The 17,586-nt window shown below is 72.6% G+C and carries 10 protein-coding genes and 2 pseudogenes; 4 read left to right on the forward strand and 8 right to left on the reverse strand.

Translation table 11 applies throughout. The features are described from left to right. Window positions 1-1,087 precede the first annotated feature (1,087 nt). From ACIRRH_RS41550 to ACIRRH_RS41560, 3 genes and pseudogenes are all read right to left on the reverse strand, one after another. A complete protein-coding gene (locus ACIRRH_RS41550; protein WP_403078432.1) occupies window positions 1,088-2,224 on the reverse strand; it encodes a hypothetical protein in 1,137 nt (378 codons plus the stop codon). Between the two features lie 37 nt (window positions 2,225-2,261). After that, window positions 2,262-3,047: an ATP-binding protein gene (locus ACIRRH_RS41555; protein WP_403078434.1), complete on the reverse strand. Its 786-nt coding sequence runs from the start codon at window positions 3,045-3,047 to the stop codon at window positions 2,262-2,264. Between the two features lie 115 nt (window positions 3,048-3,162). Next, window positions 3,163-4,799, reverse strand: a pseudogene (locus tag ACIRRH_RS41560) (Mu transposase C-terminal domain-containing protein). A 464-nt stretch (window positions 4,800-5,263) separates the two neighbouring features. Here ACIRRH_RS41560 and ACIRRH_RS41565 point away from each other — a divergent pair. Further along, window positions 5,264-6,649 (forward strand): HEAT repeat domain-containing protein, encoded by a 1,386-nt coding sequence (locus tag ACIRRH_RS41565; protein ID WP_403078436.1) that lies wholly within the window; start codon window positions 5,264-5,266, stop codon window positions 6,647-6,649. Here the strand turns inward: ACIRRH_RS41565 and ACIRRH_RS41570 are convergent. Then, window positions 6,634-7,251: a HEAT repeat domain-containing protein gene (locus ACIRRH_RS41570; protein WP_403078438.1), complete on the reverse strand. Its 618-nt coding sequence runs from the start codon at window positions 7,249-7,251 to the stop codon at window positions 6,634-6,636. The genes ACIRRH_RS41565 and ACIRRH_RS41570 overlap by 16 nt on opposite strands. After that, on the reverse strand, window positions 7,251-8,090 hold the full coding sequence (locus tag ACIRRH_RS41575) for a hypothetical protein (RefSeq protein WP_403078440.1): 840 nt from the start codon (window positions 8,088-8,090) through the stop codon (window positions 7,251-7,253). The genes ACIRRH_RS41570 and ACIRRH_RS41575 overlap by 1 nt, the downstream gene beginning before the upstream one ends. 495 nt (window positions 8,091-8,585) lie before the next feature. Here ACIRRH_RS41575 and ACIRRH_RS41580 point away from each other — a divergent pair, with 495 nt between their 5' ends. Both ACIRRH_RS41580 and ACIRRH_RS41585 read left to right on the forward strand, forming a co-directional pair. Beyond that, on the forward strand, window positions 8,586-8,888 hold the full coding sequence (locus ACIRRH_RS41580; RefSeq protein ID WP_403078442.1) for a hypothetical protein: 303 nt from the start codon (window positions 8,586-8,588) through the stop codon (window positions 8,886-8,888). A 112-nt stretch (window positions 8,889-9,000) separates the two neighbouring features. Beyond that, window positions 9,001-11,478, forward strand: a complete 2,478-nt coding sequence (locus tag ACIRRH_RS41585) for a Helicase associated domain protein (protein ID WP_403078444.1) — start codon at window positions 9,001-9,003, stop codon at window positions 11,476-11,478. A 196-nt stretch (window positions 11,479-11,674) separates the two neighbouring features. Here ACIRRH_RS41585 and ACIRRH_RS41590 read toward each other — a convergent pair whose 3' ends face one another. Beyond that, a complete protein-coding gene (locus tag ACIRRH_RS41590) occupies window positions 11,675-12,202 on the reverse strand; it encodes a hypothetical protein (protein ID WP_403078446.1) in 528 nt (175 codons plus the stop codon). A 512-nt stretch (window positions 12,203-12,714) separates the two neighbouring features. Further along, window positions 12,715-14,025 carry a hypothetical protein gene (locus ACIRRH_RS41595; RefSeq protein ID WP_403078447.1) on the reverse strand — a complete coding sequence of 437 codons (1,311 nt, stop codon included), beginning with the start codon at window positions 14,023-14,025 and terminating at the stop codon, window positions 12,715-12,717. Between the two features lie 507 nt (window positions 14,026-14,532). Between ACIRRH_RS41595 and ACIRRH_RS41600 the strand changes: the two genes are divergently transcribed. Beyond that, window positions 14,533-17,412 (forward strand): BTAD domain-containing putative transcriptional regulator, encoded by a 2,880-nt coding sequence (locus ACIRRH_RS41600; RefSeq protein WP_403078465.1) that lies wholly within the window; start codon window positions 14,533-14,535, stop codon window positions 17,410-17,412. Here ACIRRH_RS41600 and ACIRRH_RS41605 read toward each other — a convergent pair. After that, a pseudogene (locus tag ACIRRH_RS41605) lies at window positions 17,350-17,547 on the reverse strand (DUF2267 domain-containing protein); the annotation flags it as partial. The gene ACIRRH_RS41600 and the pseudogene ACIRRH_RS41605 overlap by 63 nt on opposite strands. Between the last annotated feature and the right edge of the window lie 39 nt (window positions 17,548-17,586).

Raw genomic sequence — 17,586 nt, forward strand, 5'->3', positions numbered from 1 at the left:
CCCGGCTACGCCGGGTAACCACGGGCCTTCGGCCCGGGTTGCTTGCGCCTTCGGCGCTGCGCGGCGGCTTCGCCGCCGATACTGCCCGCTCCTTCGGAGCGGGGCCCCGGGCTTCGCCCCGGGCTGGCGCGCGCTTCGCGCGGCCTAGGGCCGGCTCCGCCGGCCGGATCGGGCTGCGCCCGATCAGAAAGGGGTGACGGTGGTGCATGGCTTGGGTGCTGGTGGGTCAACTCCGGGCTGCGCCGCGGAGTTGGCGGGGTGTGAGGGGAAGGCTTTAGTTCGGCCCGGGTTGCTTGCGTCTTTGGCACTGCGCGGCGGCAGCGCCCGCTGGTATTGCCCGCTCCTTCGGAGCGGAGCTGCGGCTTCGCTCCGGGGGTGGCCCGCGCTGCGCGCGGGGGCGGAGCCGGCTGTGCCGGCGGGATAGGGCTGCGCCCGATCCTGGAGGGCGGGTGCTTCGCTCCCTTGGTGGGAGGTCAGCTCACGTGCTGCGCTCTGGGGTTGAGGTGATGTGGGGCGTGAGGCCTTCAGCCTTCGGTGGGTTGGGGGGTGGGGTTCGGGCTCCGCCCGGGCTGACTGCGGCGGTGGGTGATCGTCGGTGTCGAGCACTTTGCGCCTTGACGGGTGGCGAGGTGACGGATGGTCGTATGGGGACTGGTGTCGCTCGTGGAGGTATGGAGGGGCGGGCTTCGCCCGTATCTGTGCATCAAAGATGTGAAGCCGATAGAGTCTGGGAATTAGATAGGGTTTCGGGGGCGCAGAAATTGCACGGGCATAAAGCCCTGTGGGGCTCCGGGGTGGCATCAGAAGGGCCGGTCGGTAGCGCGGTCATCTCACACTTCCGGGAGCAGCAAGGCGGGGAGGTGAAAGGGTTTGCCGGGCGAAGATGGCGGGATCAATGGCGGCGAAATTCGCGTGGCTGGCCAACGTGCGCCTGCGCCGGGCTCCGAACCGGCGGGGCCGGCCTTCAGCTGCGGCGGTCAGGCGGCGGATGGATCCGACGAGGTCGGGGCTCCCGCGCGGCTGGAAGTCCCACACGTGCACGCGAGGGGGCGGCGGTCGGGGTTTTTGGGGTGTGCTTGGCCGGTGGTTACTTGCGCCGGATGGGATGTGGTGGTCGGGGGCAGCCGTGGGTGATCTCATGGAATGCCCAGGGGTAGTGGTAGTGGGCGTTGCTGATCGGCCATTGGGGTTTAGCGGATTCGGCGGATGGCGTGCGGGTGCGGGATTTGCTGCGGGGTGTAGGCGGTTGTGGTGGGCGGAGTTTGCAGTCTTCGGCGAGGTTGGTCAGGTCGGGATGACCGCCTTGGTAGGGGTCGCTGAAGAGGGGTCGGCTGGCGGCGTTCGCGAGAGCGGCGAGGTGGAGAGCGGCGCGGAGCAGCGGCCTGGCCCAGGGCGGGACTGGGTGGGTTAGGCAGCCGAAGCGCAGGTTGTCGGGGTCGTGGAGGGTGATGGTGGTGCCGTCGATGGCGACATCGCGTGGGTGGGCGGTCATCAGCTGGGTGTCGGAGGCGGCGGTGAACACTGCGGTGGCCACTGCGGCGGCCAGGTGGGGATGGGCGGTGGCTGTGTGGAGGCGGTGGGCGACTTCGGCGGTGGTGGTCGGCTGCATCGTGGGCGGGTGGTAGCGCCGCTCGGCGGCTAGGGGCGGGGTGCAGTAGCAGGGGCGCTGGGGGCCGTCTAGGGCGCGCAAAGTCGTCAGGGCCGGGAGGTCGATCCAGCGGCCCTCCAGAGGACGCCGAGTACGAGGAGGGGGCAGGTCGTCGGCGCCGGAGTCTGGCAGGAAGGCTGCGGCCTCGACGAGGCGGTGGTCGGCAGCGCGCAGAGTTTTCCGGAGTGCCGGGGTGGGGCGTTGACGGTGGCAGACCAGGTGGAGGCGCAAGCCGGTGCGCGAGCGCAGAGCCAATAGCTCCGCCACGCGGGGCGTGGACAGGAGGTGGGCACGCAGGACGGTCAGATGGGTGATGGAGGTGGCGAGGATCCAGACCGCGGCCATCGCCCAGAACCGTTCGCCGTCGCCCGTACGGGTCCTGGTGGGAAGGGGCTTGCCCAGGGCGGCGATGATGTCCAGGGCCAGGGCCACTTTGGAGTCGGTGGCGGGGGTGGGGTGGACGGTGATCCGGCCGTGGTGGGGCTGGTGGCCGGCAAGGGCGGCATGGATGTGGTGCGGGTCGTCGTACGGGTCCAGGACGAGGATGATCGGGGGCGGGTCGGGGCAGATCAGCATGGTCAGGTCCTTCGGCGGGGGCGGCGTGGGCGGGCGGTCATGCGCCCGTGCCCAGGCGGTCGTAGACCTGGCGTAGGAGGTGCTCGTCGATGTGGGTGCGGCGCTGGGCGGCGAGGCCGTCGGCGGCGTGTTTGGTGATGCGGGCCCAGGCGCGGAAGTTGCCGTGGGCGGCCTGTTTGTCGACCAGGGCGATCAGGTCCGGGTCGACGCCGTCCCACAGAGGGTGGAAGGCGGGGATGGTGGCCAGGACCTCGGGCAGGGTGAGCGGCAGAGCCTGCTGCCAGATGTAGACGCGGGAGGCGAGCATCGGCTCACGGCGCAGGACCTTCGCACAGCCGTCGCCGCCGGCGAAGACGACGGCGATGTCGGTGGCCGGGTCGTCCCACAGATAGCGCCAGTACTCGAAACACTCGCGCGACAGCCACTGGGCCTCGTCACAGACCAGGACGTGGAAGGAACGGGCGAGGGCGTCTTTGAGGACGGTGTCGAACTCGATCGGCCGCGCTGGTGGCTCGCCCGGCAGGGCGAGGGCACGGAACAGTTCGTGGCGGATGTCGCGCGGGGTGGGGCGGGAGCGGAACGCGACCCGGTAGGTGGTGCGGGGCGCGAGGTGGCGCAGCGCGGCGTTGACGGACAGCGATTTGCCGTTGCCGGCGGCGCCGGAGAGCACCATCATGGCGCGGGCCTGCAGGGTGGCGGCGATGTTGTCCTGGGTGGTGCGCAGCGCCTCGGTGGCCACGACGCGGGCCCCGGTCAGGTTGAGGTAGTGGTCGGCGCGCTCTGGGGGCAGCATGCCGGGGCGTACGGCGGGCGCGGTGGTCATGGTTTCTCCTACCTGGGCGCGGAGCTGTCGCATTCGGGTGGGGAGGCGGTCGTGGTGGTGAGTTCGGTCCAGGCCGGGGCATTCGGGCTCGGTCACTGGGGTGGGTCGGGTTCGGTCACTGGGGTGGGTCGGGTCCGGCGGGTGGTGGGGGTTGTTGGCCGGTTGGCTTGCGACGGGGTGTGGCAGCGGGTCGGGGCAGAACCCAGCCGTCCGGGAGCGGGGCGTGGGGGATCAATCCGGGCAGGGCCAGGGCCCGCAGGTCCCGGCCGTCGGCCGTTTCGAGTTCGGTTGCGGCTTCCGCCGCGGTCAGTGCTTGGAGCGGTTCGGGGGTTCGGGCGGTGGTGACGGCCGCGAACCGCTCGGTGCGCAGTCGTTCGGCGGCGGCCAGCGCCTTCTTCAGCCTTCGCTGCTCAGCTGATCTGGTGCGGCGCACGGCGGAGCGTTGCTCGTCGGAGGCGGCGTCGGACAGGTGGGCGGGACCGAGGTGGGTGCCGGTGACGGCGTCGACGACCTCGATCTCGTGGGCGTGGTGGGGCAAGTACCGGATGCGGACCTTGATGCCGTCGTCGGCCAGGCCCTGCATCCAGTCGCCGACGTAGTAGCGGCCCCGCCAGTACACTCCGCTGCCGGTGAGTGTGCGAGTGCTGCCGTCGTCTTCCATGGTGAACGCCCATAGCTGCCCTGGTTTCGGGTCCTCGATCGGCGTGGGGTCCTGCAGCCACGCCTGCACAGGTGTGCGGCCGGCCAGGGCCGGCGAGGTGTGCTCGGTGTTCCACCAGTGCACCCAGTCCAGCAGCAGTTGAACGAACGCGGTGAATGTCAGCGGCGCCGTGTCGTCCTTGGCCTGGCCTGGGCGTCGGACGGAGGCGGTAGGGGCGTGGGTGTAGCGGGGCAGCGAGGCGAAGAACATCCGCTCCGCGCACCGGTTGAGGTTCTCCGCCGTGCCCTTCAGGTGCGGGGTGTAGGGGGGCAGGTCATGGACGGGGACGGCGAACGCGCCGAGCGCCGAGCGCCGAGCGCCGAGGTAACGGTGCGGGAGAGGAAGTCCTTGCCGCGGTCGATCCGTACCAGAGTGGGCAGGCCGCCGACCGGTCCGTAGGGGCCGTCGGGTTCGTCGCGGGAGATCGCGGTGCGCAGCGCCGCCAGGATCGCGTCCCGGGACGGGGTGTGCGGGGTGATCGCGACGCCGGTGACGGCGTCGTGGGCGCAGTCGATGAACCAGGTCACCCACGGGCACACGAGCTGGCCGTGCAGGTCGACCTCGACCGGGACGTGCTTGTGGTCGCCTTCCCAGCAGGCGTTACGCCACTGCCGGGGCCGGCGCAGGTGGACATCGTGGCGGCGCCGAGCCCGCTCACCGCCCACCAGGGCGGCGCGCTGGCCCGGGTTCAGGTCACGGCGGATCGCCCGGTGCAACGTCGCCAACGACGGCACCACCAGTGGCACGGCCCCGCCCGCGTCGGCGTGCCCGCCATCGTCGTCACTGCCTGCGGCTTCCGCAGCGGCTCGGGCCTCGGCGAGCAGTTCGCGGTGCACGGCGGCAGCGTTCCCGCACCACAGGACGAGCCGGGCGTGCAGCTGCGGAGTGACCGTGAACCGCTCCCGCCCTCTCGCGCCGGTCCTTCCCTCGGTACGGGCCGCGGCCGGCCAGCGCCACACCGTGCGCAGCGACACCCCCACCGCGTCAGCGACCAGTCGCACATGGCCGGTCGTCAGCTCACCGCGTGTGTCCAGGGCCAGCAGCCGGTCCATCGCCTGCTGCCGCGCGAGAGCCACCGGCACCACCGGCCCCGTGCTCGTTGGTCCGTCCGCCTCCGGCACGAGCACCACCTCCACTCCCCCTGGCCCGCCCACGCACCGAGCTATGACGAAAGGGCGTCTGCGCTCCAGGAAGCCGGAGTCCGCACGCGGGTGACACCGCAATCGGCATTCCACTGACGCCAGGGCGGGACGTGCGGTATACGCACCATGCCGAGCCAGCGGTGGGCAGTGCCTGCGGGCCAGTGGGAAGGCGCCGGCGGCACTGAACGGAGACCATCGTCCGCGAGGGTGCTCCGGGAGCCGGTTCAGGGCTCCGTCTGGCTACCCGCGCACCCGGGATCACCGGCCTCGCGGCTCCGCGAGGCCGAAAACCATGGCCGCTCTGTAGCCGCGCATGGCATGATCGGCCGCATGATCGAATCCCTTGCACGGATCGGCGACCACCGCCCCGTCCGATGAGATGGCTGGACGAGGCCGTGGCCTCAGGAGCCGCCACGACGCCTGCCGATCCCTCCCGCATCGCGGTCTTCGACGCGGTACGCGCCGACCGCACCGGCCCCGTCGCCTCCCGGCTCCTACAGCTCGCGCACTCCGACAGCCCCGTCGTACGCGGCGAGGTCCTCGCTCTCCTCCAGAGCCTTGCCCACGACGGGCCCTGGCCCGAAGCCGCAAACGCCGCGCTGGCCCGGCTCACCGACCCCGACGAGGATGTACGATGCTGGGCCGCGAGGCTCGTCGTGGACGCAGGGCGCCGTGACCTCGCCCTCACGGCCCTCAGCGAACTCACCGACCCCGTCGTGCGCACCGTTCTCGCCCGCGCACTCGGCGCCCGCATCGCCCACCTGCGAGCCGACTCCCTGGCTTCTGTCCGCTTCCTCGCCCACCTGGAGACCCTGCGGGCGGCCCCGTCCGCGCAATGGCCGGCCCTGGACGCAGCGCTGTACGCCGACGCCCTTGAAGCCTCGCACCGTCTGGAGGGCATCGGACGGGCTTGGGGGCAGGTGCTGTACCGGCTGGGGCGCGAGCAGCACACGTACGCGGTCGCGACCCGCCTCCTCGCCGACCCCGCAACGCGGGACATCGGCGCAGATCTCGCCCGCGAAGCGTGTCACGACTGGCGGGCGGCCCCGGTCGAGCTGCTGCCTCTGCTCGTCCGTCACTGCGGGCACAGCGTCGGCGATGCCATGGCGACGGCCCTCACAACGGCCTCGGTCTCGAGAGCGGCGATGCGTGCGCACGGCGCTCTGGCCGCCACGGTCCCGTTCACGCCGTACCCGAAGGCCACTCGGCCCTGCCCCGACACTGTGCCGTCGTACGACAGCGCGTCCGCGGCAGCGCTCCTGGCGGCCAAACCTGTGGGGATAGGACGCCTTGCACACGCCCCCGCGGTCTTCGGCGCCCTCCTGGACGCAGGCCCGTTGACCTTCCGGCAGGCGGCCCAGCTGTACAACCTCACGTTTCGGTGGCCAGGCCGGATGCAGGCTCTGTGCGCCCCGCTGTGGCTGCGTCACGCGGGCCCGTCGGCACTGCCCCGGCTGCTCGCCCTCATCACACCGCACCTGGGCGAGTACACGGTTGGCGAGCACTACCTCGCAGGCCTCGCGACGATGGGCCACCACGCACTGCCCGCTCTGCCGGCCGTGGCGGCGCTGATCGACCGACGTTCCCGCATCCCCGTCAACGACTCCACCCGGGACGCTGAGACGGAACTAGACGAACGCCTGCTGGCCGCTGCTCTCGACGCCCGCCGCGCGATCCTCGCGGACGCCACCGCGCAACCACCGGCGCAACACCGGCCTGCCGTCGACATTGATCGGCCGGGTTGCTACAAGGGCGTGTAGGTCTGGTACTTGCCCTGCAGGGATGAGGCGGCTGCACTGGCCACATCGGACCGGGGACCGGCTGCGCCTTGGTGGAGAAACCTCGTGACCCGGGAACCCTGCCAGCCCGCTGCGGCAGCCGCGGCCCAGAACCGGAGACCGTCGTGGGGGTCCAGGGGCTCAAGGAAGTCCAGGACGTGGTCGATCGTGGCCGTGTCCAGGCCCAGCCGCTGCATCGCCACGGCACGAAGCGCGCCGTCGGCGAGCATCGGGGTGCCGCTGCCCAGACACCAGCGCAGGGAATCGGTTGTGGTCTCGGGAGCACTCAGCCGCACGATCGCGTCGCCGAGCGCGGTGTACACCATGGTCGCCTCGAACGGGCGCTGGGAAAGGTCCCGGAGCAGGCCGAGCGCGGGACGGTGCCCGCACATCCCCAGTGCCATGACCATCTGGTACTGGGTCTCCCACGTACGGGGATCGCGCACCTCCCTCTCAAGGGCCTCCAGGAGCGGCGGGCCCGCTGCGGGATCGGCAAGCCGACGCAGACGCGTCGCGGCGGAACGCCGTTTGGGTGAAAGCCGGTGGCCGAGCTGCTCCACAGCCTCATCCAACGTCAACGCCATCACAGTCCCTGTCTGCTCGGTTCCGTTCCAGGCGCAGCGTAGGACCTGGTACCGACACCGCCTGCCGGGTGGCTGGGGGGTGCGCCCGCTCCGGTGTTCTGGGCCGAGGAGGGAACCTGATCGATGAGCACGGCTGGACGGTTGGCGTGGGTGTACTCGTCCGCGATGTTGAAGACGCTGGCGCACCCCGGGCATTCCGCGGCGCCGAAGAGGTGGGCGATCCCGTCGGCGAGCGCCTCCTGCCCGTCGCGGACCGCGGTCCGGTGCATCCACTGGCCGGTGCCCGTGAGCTCCTCGGCAACGGCCGGTCGCAGTTCCCGTCGCAGCTCCTCGTCGCCGTCCCACACCTGCGAGTAGCACCCGAACCGGCCGATGGCGATCTTCATCCCGGCAGCGCAGAGCGGGCACTCCAGCTCGTAGATGTCGTCCGTGAAGCCCTCCAGGGCGTTCGCCCAGTGGTACTCCTGCGCGACGGCGAGCAGGGCGCGGAAGGAGACGAGATAGTCGGCCGGCCGCGACCGCAGGTGCCGGTCCAGCGTTTCGCCGAACTCCGCGATCGTGCCGGCGCAGTCTGCCAGCAGGGCGTCGCAGCCGTGGTGCCCGGCCGCGCGCTCGAGGATCCGCCCCGCCAAGGCGCGCGCCTGCGCGCTGCGCGGCGCGAGGCTCACCAGCTGCGGCAGGGCGGCGAAGCCGGCCGGAAAGACCAGGTCGCCCTCAAGGACGAGCCGCCAACCCAGTTCCCGCCACGCATCCGCGTCGTCCCGGCGCTCCAGCCGCGCCAGGAGCGCCGGGACGCGATCGACATCGAATCTGCTGTCGTGTATGCGTGCCCAGTCCACCACCCCGGTATTGAACACCGGACGCCCGGCATCCAGAGCCAGGGCTCTGCACGCCGGCGGTTGGCATAGGAATCTGCATCATGATGTCACCGGGCGGCGTCTCCTGGTGTCACCACACATCCACACCCCGGTGACACCCAGCACTCCCCCGCCCCCACACGCCACCACCAACAAGGGCCAGTGACACCAGCTGATCCCCAAGTGACAACAAACCGCAGATTCGCAGCCCCTTCGAATTGCACTCGAATTCGAGGGAGTAATACATGGAGGCAGGCGTGGCGGGCGGCGAGACTGACGAAATTGAATTCGCACGGCGGCTGGTGCAGCGTCGGGCTCAGGGGAGGTCGCCCGAGCAGATCGAGGCCAGCCGGTGGGAGGCGCAGGTCTGGGCGCGGGAGGCCGGCCGCATGGATGGCTCGGGGCTTCGCCCCATGTGGGAGGCGGCCGAATGGGAGCGAATCGCCGCCCTCGTTGGCGCCGAGGGGTGGGCTGCCTATGACGTTGGCGCTCGATGGGCAGGCCCAGGCCTGGATCGCGGCGCGCGAGGTACGCCTTGCGGCAGAGCGGGAGTGGGCGGAACGGGTGCGCCGGGAGCAGCAGGCGGCGTCGGAACGGGTGCACCTGCGGCTGTCCCTGGCGGGTCCGGTGGGACGGCGTCTGGAGGCGCTGGCGCGGGAGCTGGGCGTGATGCCGGAACGGCTGGTGGCGGTACTGGTGGAGCATGTCCAGGGCGGCGGCGAGGGCCTGGTCCACGTCCCCGCAGTAGCGGTGCCCGCCGAGGAAAACCCCCGGCTGTGACGGCCAGTCGGGAATCGGAGCGTCTTCTCGCCGAATATCGGAGTCAGCCGGAAACGGCTTGCACCCGGCCCTATCCGTGTCACATGAATCCCGGGAAATGGAAATTCGAATCATGGTGAAGAAACTGCGCCTGCACCAGGAAGAGGCGTGCGACGCGTCAGTACGACTTCTGACGCTGCCCGCGTCGGGTCTGGTGCCGCCGGAGGGGCTGCGGTGCCAGATCCGGGCCGCGACGGGCTCGGGTAAGTCGCTGACGGCCGTTCACGTCGCCTCGCGGCTGCACGCGGAGCGGACGCTGGTGATCGTGCCCTCGCTGCCGCTGCTGGAGCAGACGGTCGCCGTGTGGCAGCGGGAGGGGCAGGGCGGGCTGATGGTGGGGCTCTGCTCGCTCACCGGCAACGAGCAGCCGGTGGGTCTGCGGTGCACCACCGATCCGGCGGAGCTGGTGAGGTGGACGGCCGGGGCGGGGCGGGTGACGGTGTTCGCCACGTACGCCAGTCTGGGCCTGGGCCACTTGGAGAAAGCGCACCAGGCCGGACTGTCGGCCTTCTCCCTGGCGGTGGTGGACGAGGCGCACCGGACCTCGGGGCAGGCCGGGCGGCCGTGGGCGGCGATCCTGGACAACGCCCGGATCCCGTGTGACCGGCGGCTGTTCATGACGGCTACCCCGCGGCTGTGGGCGGTCAAGGACAGCGATCGGGAGCGGGCGGCAGAGGCCGGGATCGAGGCGGCCGAGCTGATCGCCAGCATGGACGACGAGGCGCTGTACGGGCCCGTCGCCCACGACTACCCGCTCGGGACGGCGATCTCGGACGGGGTGATCGCCCCGTACCGGATCCTGTGCGTGGACGTCTCCGACCCCGTCCTCCAGGGCCTGGAGCAGCGTGGTGCGCACGAGATGTCGGTGGAGTACCGGGGGGCGCGGCTGGCGGCCTTGCAGACGGCTCTGCTGACCGCCTGTGCGGAGTGGGACCTGTCGAGGGTGCTGTCCTTCCATCACATGGTGGCCGAGGCGAGGGCGCTGAGTGCCGGCCTGCCGGAGGTGGCGCGGGTGCTGTGGGAGCAGGACCCGGCGTTGCACCCGGACCCGGCGCTGGTCGGCACGATGTGGCTGGAGGCGGAGCACACCTCCGCCGAGCGCCGGGCCGTGCTGGGCACGTTCGCCTCGCTGGTCAGGGAGGACGGGTGGCGGCTGCTGCGGTACATCCTGGCCTCCGTGAAGGTGCTGTCCGAGGGCGTGGACACCTTCGACTGCGACGCGGTGTTCTTCGCGGACGTGCGCGGCTCGATGGTGGACCTGGTCCAGGCCGTCGGGCGGGCGCTGCGGATGCATCCGGGCAGCGGGAAGGTCGCCACCATCGTGGTGCCGGTGCTGCTGGGTGCCGGCGAGAACGGCGGCCAGCTGCTGACCTCCCGGGCCTACGACGGCCTGTCCAAGCTGCTCATGACGCTGCGCGCGCACGACGCGGCGGCCGTCGAGCGCCTGGCCATGCCGCAGGCCGAAACCCGGCCGCCGCGCGAGCCGAAGCACGCCGGAGAGCCGGAGGAGTTCCGCTCCGCCGCCGGGGAGGCGCAGCTGCTGCAGTTCTCCACGCAGCGGGATCCGGCGGTGATCGCGGCGTTCGTGCGGACCCGGGTGCTGGAGCCGGAGCGGGAGGAGTTCCGGCGGGGCCTGGAGGAGCTGCTCGCCTACCGGGAGGCGTTCGGGGACGTGAAGGTGCCCTACGCCTACCGGGCGCCGTCCGGGCACCGGCTCGGGGTGTGGGTGGCCGACCAGCGCCGCTACAAGGCCGCCGACGTCCTGGACGCTGAGCGCGTCAAGGAGCTGGACGCGCTGGGCATGGTCTGGTCGGCGTTCGACACCGCCTTCACCGACAACCTGGCCGCGGTGGCCGGGTATGCGGCCGAGCACGGGCACGCCTGCCCGCCGAACGAGGCCGTGTGGGGTGGGCGGCCGGTCGGGACCATCATGAAAAACCTGCGCACCGCCCAACGCCGCACCGAAGCCCTCCAGCGCCGGGCCGAGGCCGGGGAGACGGGCCTGGACTGGACGGGGGCGCTGACCGCCGACCGCAAGGCCGCGCTGGATGAGATCGACCCGGCGTGGTGCCCGGCCTGGTCGGTCGAATGGCAGCGCGCCTTCGCGCTGGCCTGGCGGCACGTGAAGGCCGGCGGCGCGCTCGCCGGTGCCGAGCCGGGCAGCGTCGTCGTCCAGGGCGAGGACCTGGCCGGGTGGGGCCGCATGCAGCAGGTCGGCTGGGACAAGCTCGGCCCGGCCCAGCAGTGGGCGCTGGAGCACGTCCTCGGGCTGGAGCCGCTGCCCGCCGAGCAGAAGCCGGCGGGGAAGGTGAGCCACGCGGAGAAGGAACGCCGCAACCTCGCTGCCGCCGCCCAGTACCGCGAGCGCGAGGGGCACCTGAACGTGCCTCGCAAGCACAAGGAGCCCCTGGTCGTGGACGACGGCACCGACGGCGGCACCACCGTGCTGATCAGCCTGGGCCTGTTCATCGCGAACAGCCGCAGCAGGCGCGCCGACATCCCCGCCGAACGCGCCGCACGGCTCACCGAGCTGGGCATGCGCTGGGAGTAGGAGGGCGCCGGGGCCGGGCCGCTAGGGTGCAACACGCCCACTGCAACACGGCCCGGCTGCCCTCCGGAGGAGACAAAGGCCCAGGTCAGGGGTGCAACGCGGGGCCCGCGTTGCGCGCGTTGCACCCCGTGTTGCAGTGCCGTGTTGCAGTCGGCGATCGGGGCGCGGAGCAGCAGCGGGAGCGTGGCAGCCGTGCTCACCCGGCGGTCGTGTCCCTCCAGCCGGCGCACGACGGGCAGTCGACGTAGGCCACCGTAGCCACGCACCCCGCCGGGCAGTCCGCACAGCTCTGCAGGCCCTGCTCGATGGCCTCCTCCTCCGCGCCTTCGTTGAACTCGGGGTCGTCGCGCATCCACCGGCGCGAGTGCGTGTAGAGCTCGCCGGTGGAGGCGACCGCCTCGAAGCGGACCCGGCAGCCGCACACCACCACTCCGGTCGCCACCAGCGCCGGGCTGCGCCGTGGCTCCTGGCGGCGCAGCCACGCCCGCTGCTGTGTGAACAGCGACTGGTTCTGCTGGTCCACGCGGTCCATGGTGTACTCCGCGCCGGAGAAGAACAGGTCCCTCTGGTCCGGGTCGGCGTCGATGTGCAGGGCGAGCCAGTGCTCCACCGCCAGGGTGACCGCGCACTCGGGCGCGTACTCCTGGCTCAGCACGCGCAGCGCCAGCGCATCGAACTCGTCCACGGGCACCGGGAGCAGCAGGCGGCGTCGGAACGGGTGCACCTGCGGCTGTCCCTGGCGGGTCCGGTGGGACGGCGTCTGGAGGCGCTGGCGCGGGAGCTGGGCGTGATGCCGGAACGGCTGGTGGCGGCCGGCTCCAACAGACGCTCCTGGCCCGACGAGCCCGCCCGACGCCTCCTGGGGCTGCTCGCGACGACACGTGGGGATCGCGGTGGGGGACGAGCCACTACTGGTCGGCGCCCTCGACGGGGAGGCGGCGCACGGCATCCGGGGCAAACGCGACCGCCTTCGTCGACGACCAGGGCCGGATCTCCTCGTCGGCGCGGAGGTTGTAGGTGCTGGGGCGCAGCCGGCTACGCCGTCAGGCATTCCACCCGACCCTCACGACCCGGGGCTTACCGACCGACCACGGCGGCGGGAGCAGCTGGAGGAACCGGGCTCGGCCCCGAGTACCCGGCGCACCAGGGCGCGCCCTGGTCAGCCCGATGGTGCGGAATCCAACACGTCGGGGCGCCTGACCTTCGGTCAGGCGGCGGACCCGCTCCGCAGTCCGTCTACCGGATCAACCCGCTGATGAACGTCCGCAAGGCCACGGGCAATGGGATGCAGCGCGCACCGCCCGCCCGATCCTGCCGGCCGATGGTGCGAAATCCAACATGGTTCCACACCTCCAGGAACCCGCTTCGCAGCAGGTCGCGGAGTGGCTGCGCATCATGCGAGGCCCCGCCACCGGCCGGGGCGTCTCGGGATTGGCGTTCCTCGCCGCCGGCCGCCTCACCCTGCCGCTCGGGGTGGTGACGGGGCGTGAGGAAAGGGGTGGGGGTCCGACGCCGCGCAGGTCCGTCCGCTGCTGCCCGGTACCGGGGGCTGCGCAACCGGCGCTGCTGGCTCAGCTCTTCGACCTCGGCTGGCGCGCACCGCCTTGGTGCCTGGGCCCGGGTAGCGCTCCGGCTTCCAGCAGCCCATCCAGCTGGCCACCGCCGACGCCGGGCTGCGCACCCCGTCCGCCCGCATCCAAGGTACGCCGAGCCGGCGGCGGTCCAGACTTCCCCCGTCTGCGGGTGGGTCGGGACGAGGAGGATGTCAGCGTCCGCGCCGGGAACGGGCTGTCCCGGTCCGGCCAGGACGGCGCGCCGCGCCGATGGAGCAGCGGGCAGCAGGGCGTCGAGGGCGCGTTGGAACACTTCCTTGATCAGGCCGTCCGGGACGGTCACCGGTACGCCTTGCGAGGCCGCCAGCAGGTGGGCGAGCGCCCGGCCGGCTGCCGCCTCCCACTGCGGGCTCCACGACCAGTAGTGGCTCGTCCCCCACCGCGATCCCCACGTGCGGATCGGCTCGAACGGCGGTGCGCCCTCCCCTTCCTCCATCAGCTCTTCCCAGGGGAGCGGTGCAGGGCCAGCGCCCTCGACGGGGAGGCGGCGCACGGCATCCGGGGCGAGCCATACGGCCTGCCAGAGAGAGCAGTCGTCGATCCGGCTCGCCACCGGCAGGCCGCACGCTCCGCAAGCCATGTTGGGGCCGTCTGCTCCGTCAAGGCCACAGCAATAGCCTCCGCTCCTCTCCGGGATCAGCACGGTGCCGCGGGCGTCGCCGGGCGCGATAGCGATCGCGCCAGGTGCACCGTCGGAGAGGGCGTAGACAGGCGCGTAGAAGCCGCGGGCCGTCGCCTCGTCCGGATCGATCTCCTCCCACCTCCGCCACGGTGGCCCCGAGGGCTCCGGGTCCATGGCGAACGTGCCTGGCTCCATGAGCACCGGGAGCTGAGTCCCGTTCCCGTACTTCTGATAGGCGTGGACCGGCAGCGCGACCTGGGACAACTGGATAGTCAGCTCGGCGCCGCATCCCGCACACACGAAAACGAACAAATGTCCTCCGTTGGAGAAACAGCAAGGCATCGTCGCAGCCCCGCGGCAGACCGGCCAACATCGCCCCAACCCGCACCCCCACCGCCACCCCATGTCATCTGTTCTCCTCCGTGCTCTGGTGGATGGTCCGCGCCCCTGCGGCCGGAACCGCGCGGGTGTCGGCGGGAAACGGTGGAGCGGTGGGGCGATCCGTCGTGGGGGATGCCGCCCGGCCCGGTGATGATCCTGCGCAAGGCCGTCATGAATTCCTCACGACCGGATCACGCCGCGGGAGGACGTCCCGGAGCGGATCGTCGTGTCCACGGCGCCATGGACACGACGATCCTCCTGGGTGAGGATGACTCTGCCGCACCCGTCACGGATCTCGGGGCGTAGGACGACGCACAGCACCGTTCGACCGTCGGAGGCCATGGGGTGGAGTTCAGAATCCTGGGAGCGCTGGAGGTGCGGGCCCAGGACTCCGGCCCGCTCGCCGTCGGCGGCCGGCTCCAACAGACGCTCCTGGCCGTGCTGGTGGCCCACGCCGGCCGGACGGTTTCCGTGCCCCGGCTCGTCGACGCGGTGTGGGACGAGTCCCCGCCCGCCACCGCCGACCGCCAGGTCCGGAACATGGTCGGACTGCTGCGCCGCGCGCTCTCGCCCGGCCCGCAGCAGCCCTCACCGATCCGCACCGACGGGCCGGGCTACCTCCTCGCCACGGACAAAGTCCGCGTCGACGCACAGGAGTTCACCGCCCGGGTCGACACCGCCGCCCGTGCGGGCACCGACGGGGCACCCCTGCTGCGCGAGGCCCTGGACCTGTGGCGCGGCCCGGCCCTGGACGGCCTGCCGGGCCGGGCCCTCACCACCGTCGCCGCGGGCCTGGAGGAGCAGCGGATGGCCGCCCTGGAGCGGCTCTTCGAGCTGGAACTGGCGGCCGGCCGGCACGACCGGATCGTCCCGGAGCTCATCGGCCTGGTCGGGGCCTCCCCGTTGCGCGACGGCCTGGTGCGGCACCTGCTGACCGCCCTTCTCCGCAGCGGGCGCCGGGCGGAGGGCCTGGCCGCGTACCGGCGCTACGCCGCCCACCTCGCGCGGGAGCTGGGCCTCGACCCGTCGTCTGAACTCCGCTCCCTCCAGCAGGAGTTGCTGGGCCCCGGCGCGGCCCACCCGGCCCCGCCCCGCGAGGGCGAGGTGCCGCGGCAGTCGCCCGCTGCGGCGCAGCAGCCCCTCCCCCGTCCCGCCCAACTCCCCTGGGAGTCACCGGCCTTCGTCGGCCGCGAGGCGCAGCTGCGCGCCATCGAACGCCAGTTGCTCGGGCCCCGCGGCCACGGCGCCCCAGCCGCCGAGGCCTCCCCGGCCCCCGCGGCCATCGCGCTCATCACCGGCGCCCCCGGGGCCGGCAAGTCGGCCCTTGCGCTGCGCTGGGCCCACCGGGCCCGGGGCCACTTCCCCGACGGTCAGCTCTTCACCGACCTGCACGGCTGGTCGTCCACCGGCCCGCAGCACCCCCACGCCGTCCTCGGCTCCTTCCTGCGCGCCCTGGGCGTGCCGGCCGAGGACGTGCCCGCCCAGCTCGACGAGACGGCGGCGCTCTACCGGTCCATGCTGGCCGGCCGGCGGGTCCTGATCGTTCTGGACAACGCCCTCGACGCCGCGCAGGTCCGTCCGCTGCTGCCCGGTACCGGGGGCTGCGCGGTCCTGGTGACCAGCCGTGACCGGCTCACCGGCCTCGTCGTACGGGAGGGCGCCCACCGGATCGAGCTGGCGGACTTCAGCCCGGCCGAAGGGCGCGCCCTGGTGCGCCGGGTACTCGGGGCCGAGCGTGTCGAGGCCCGGGAGCAGGCCGTCGCCCGGTTGCTCGACGCCTGCGGCCACCTCCCGCTGGCCGTCGCACTCGCCGCCGCCCGGCTGCGCGACCGCCCGCACCACGACCTCACGGACTTCGCCGCCGAACTCGCCGGCAACCGGCTCGACGTCCTCAGTGCGGACGGCGACGACCGGTCCGCCTGCCTGCGCACGGCCTTCTCCTTCTCCTACCGCGCGCTCGACGAGCCCGCCCGACGCCTCCTGGGGCTGCTCGCGACGAGCCCCGCCGTCGACCTGTCGGCGCCGGTCGCCGAGGTGCTCGGCGGTCTGGACCGCGGGACCGGCGCGCGGATCCTGCGCCGGCTGGCCGACGTCCACCTCCTCACCGAGCACTCCGCCGACGGCTACCGCTTCCACGACCTGCTCCGCCTGTTCGCCGCCGAGCAGGGCGCACGGCAGGAGAGCGGGCGCTCCCGCCGCCTCTGCCTGGAGCGCTGGTACGCCTGGTGCCTCCACCAGGCCTGCGCCGCCGCCCGGACGCTGGCATCGGGGCGGCCCCGGGTGGCGCTGCCACCACCGCCCCGGGGCCTGGACACCAGCGTCTTCACCGACCCCGCCCAGGCGCTGCGGTGGTGCGACGAGCAGCGGGCCAACCTCCTGGCCACCGCCGCTCACGCCTTCGAGCACGAGGACAACGACGTCGCCTGGAAGCTTCCCTCACTGCTGTGGGCCTACCTGCACCGGACCGGGCCGCACGCGGAACGCCTGGCCGTGGGCCGGGCCGCGGTGGCCGCGGCCCGCCGGCTGGACGACCGGCTCGCCCTGGGCCGCAGTCTGAACGACCTGGGGCATGCCTGGGGCGCCGCGGGCGATCTGCGGCAGGCCCGACAGCACTACGAGCAGGCCCTGGAGCTCGTCCGCGCGGCCGGCGACCGGGCCGTCGAGGCACTGGTGCTGGCCAACCTGGGGGCCTCGCACTTCTACTGCGCGGACTACGCCGCGGCAGCCGAGCACTACGAACGCGCCCTGCGCCTGCTGGCCGCCGACAGTTCGAGCGCCGCCCAGTGGACGGTTTTGCTGTGCGAGACCAGCCTCGCCAACACCCACCTCCTGCTCGGCCGGACCGAGGAGGCACAGGCCCTGGCCGAGCGACTGCTCGCACCGGAAATCGGCCTGCGCGGCGGCATCCCGGAGTGCAGCCTCCTGAACGTCATCGGCATAGCCCGCTATGCCGCTGGCCGCCCCGAGGAGGCGCTGGTCCACTTCGAACGCTCGCTGGCCGTCGGCCGGACCATCATCGGATACGTCGACCAACGCGCCAACTCCCTGACCGCCCGGGCCGCCGCCCAGCAGGCGCTCGGCCGCAGCGCCGACGCCCGGCGTTCCTGGGAGGAGGCCCTCGCCATCTACCGCGACCTCCCCGCCCACTACCGCGCCGTGGCGGTCGGCCTGCTGACCTCCCTCGGCTTCACCCCGCCGACACCGCCGTCCCCGGGGCACGAACACGCCGCTCACCGCCTGGTCCCGGACCCGGCAGCGGGTGAGGTCGTCGCCGGCGGTGTCGGCCGCCGTGGACAGGACGGCGCCGATGTCCCATAGGGCCGTGGCTTCGGTGGCGCCCTCGATCCAGGCCGCGGTCGCGCGCACGAACCGCTCGGGATCGAGCGGCTCGGCGGCCTGCAAGAGGTTGAGCAGGATCAGGGCCATGGTCTCCGGCAAGCGGGCGGCCAGGTCCGGCCCCGGCGGGGCCGGACCCGCGTGCGGCACGGGGGA

It is taken from the genome of Kitasatospora sp. NPDC101235, from assembly GCF_044767505.1.
Lineage (GTDB): Bacteria > Actinomycetota > Actinomycetes > Streptomycetales > Streptomycetaceae > Kitasatospora.

Bases quoted from the DNA above. Each gene is read 5' to 3' on its own strand.
- ACIRRH_RS41550 (WP_403078432.1), bottom strand. From the start codon at position 2,224: ATGCTGATCTGCCCCGACCCGCCCCCGATCATCCTCGTCCTGGACCCG.
- ACIRRH_RS41555 (WP_403078434.1), bottom strand. From the start codon at position 3,047: ATGACCACCGCGCCCGCCGTACGCCCCGGCATGCTGCCCCCAGAGCGC.
- ACIRRH_RS41565 (WP_403078436.1), top strand. From the start codon at position 5,264: ATGAGATGGCTGGACGAGGCCGTGGCCTCAGGAGCCGCCACGACGCCT.
- ACIRRH_RS41570 (WP_403078438.1), bottom strand. From the start codon at position 7,251: ATGGCGTTGACGTTGGATGAGGCTGTGGAGCAGCTCGGCCACCGGCTT.
- ACIRRH_RS41580 (WP_403078442.1), top strand. From the start codon at position 8,586: ATGACGTTGGCGCTCGATGGGCAGGCCCAGGCCTGGATCGCGGCGCGC.
- ACIRRH_RS41585 (WP_403078444.1), top strand. From the start codon at position 9,001: ATGGTGAAGAAACTGCGCCTGCACCAGGAAGAGGCGTGCGACGCGTCA.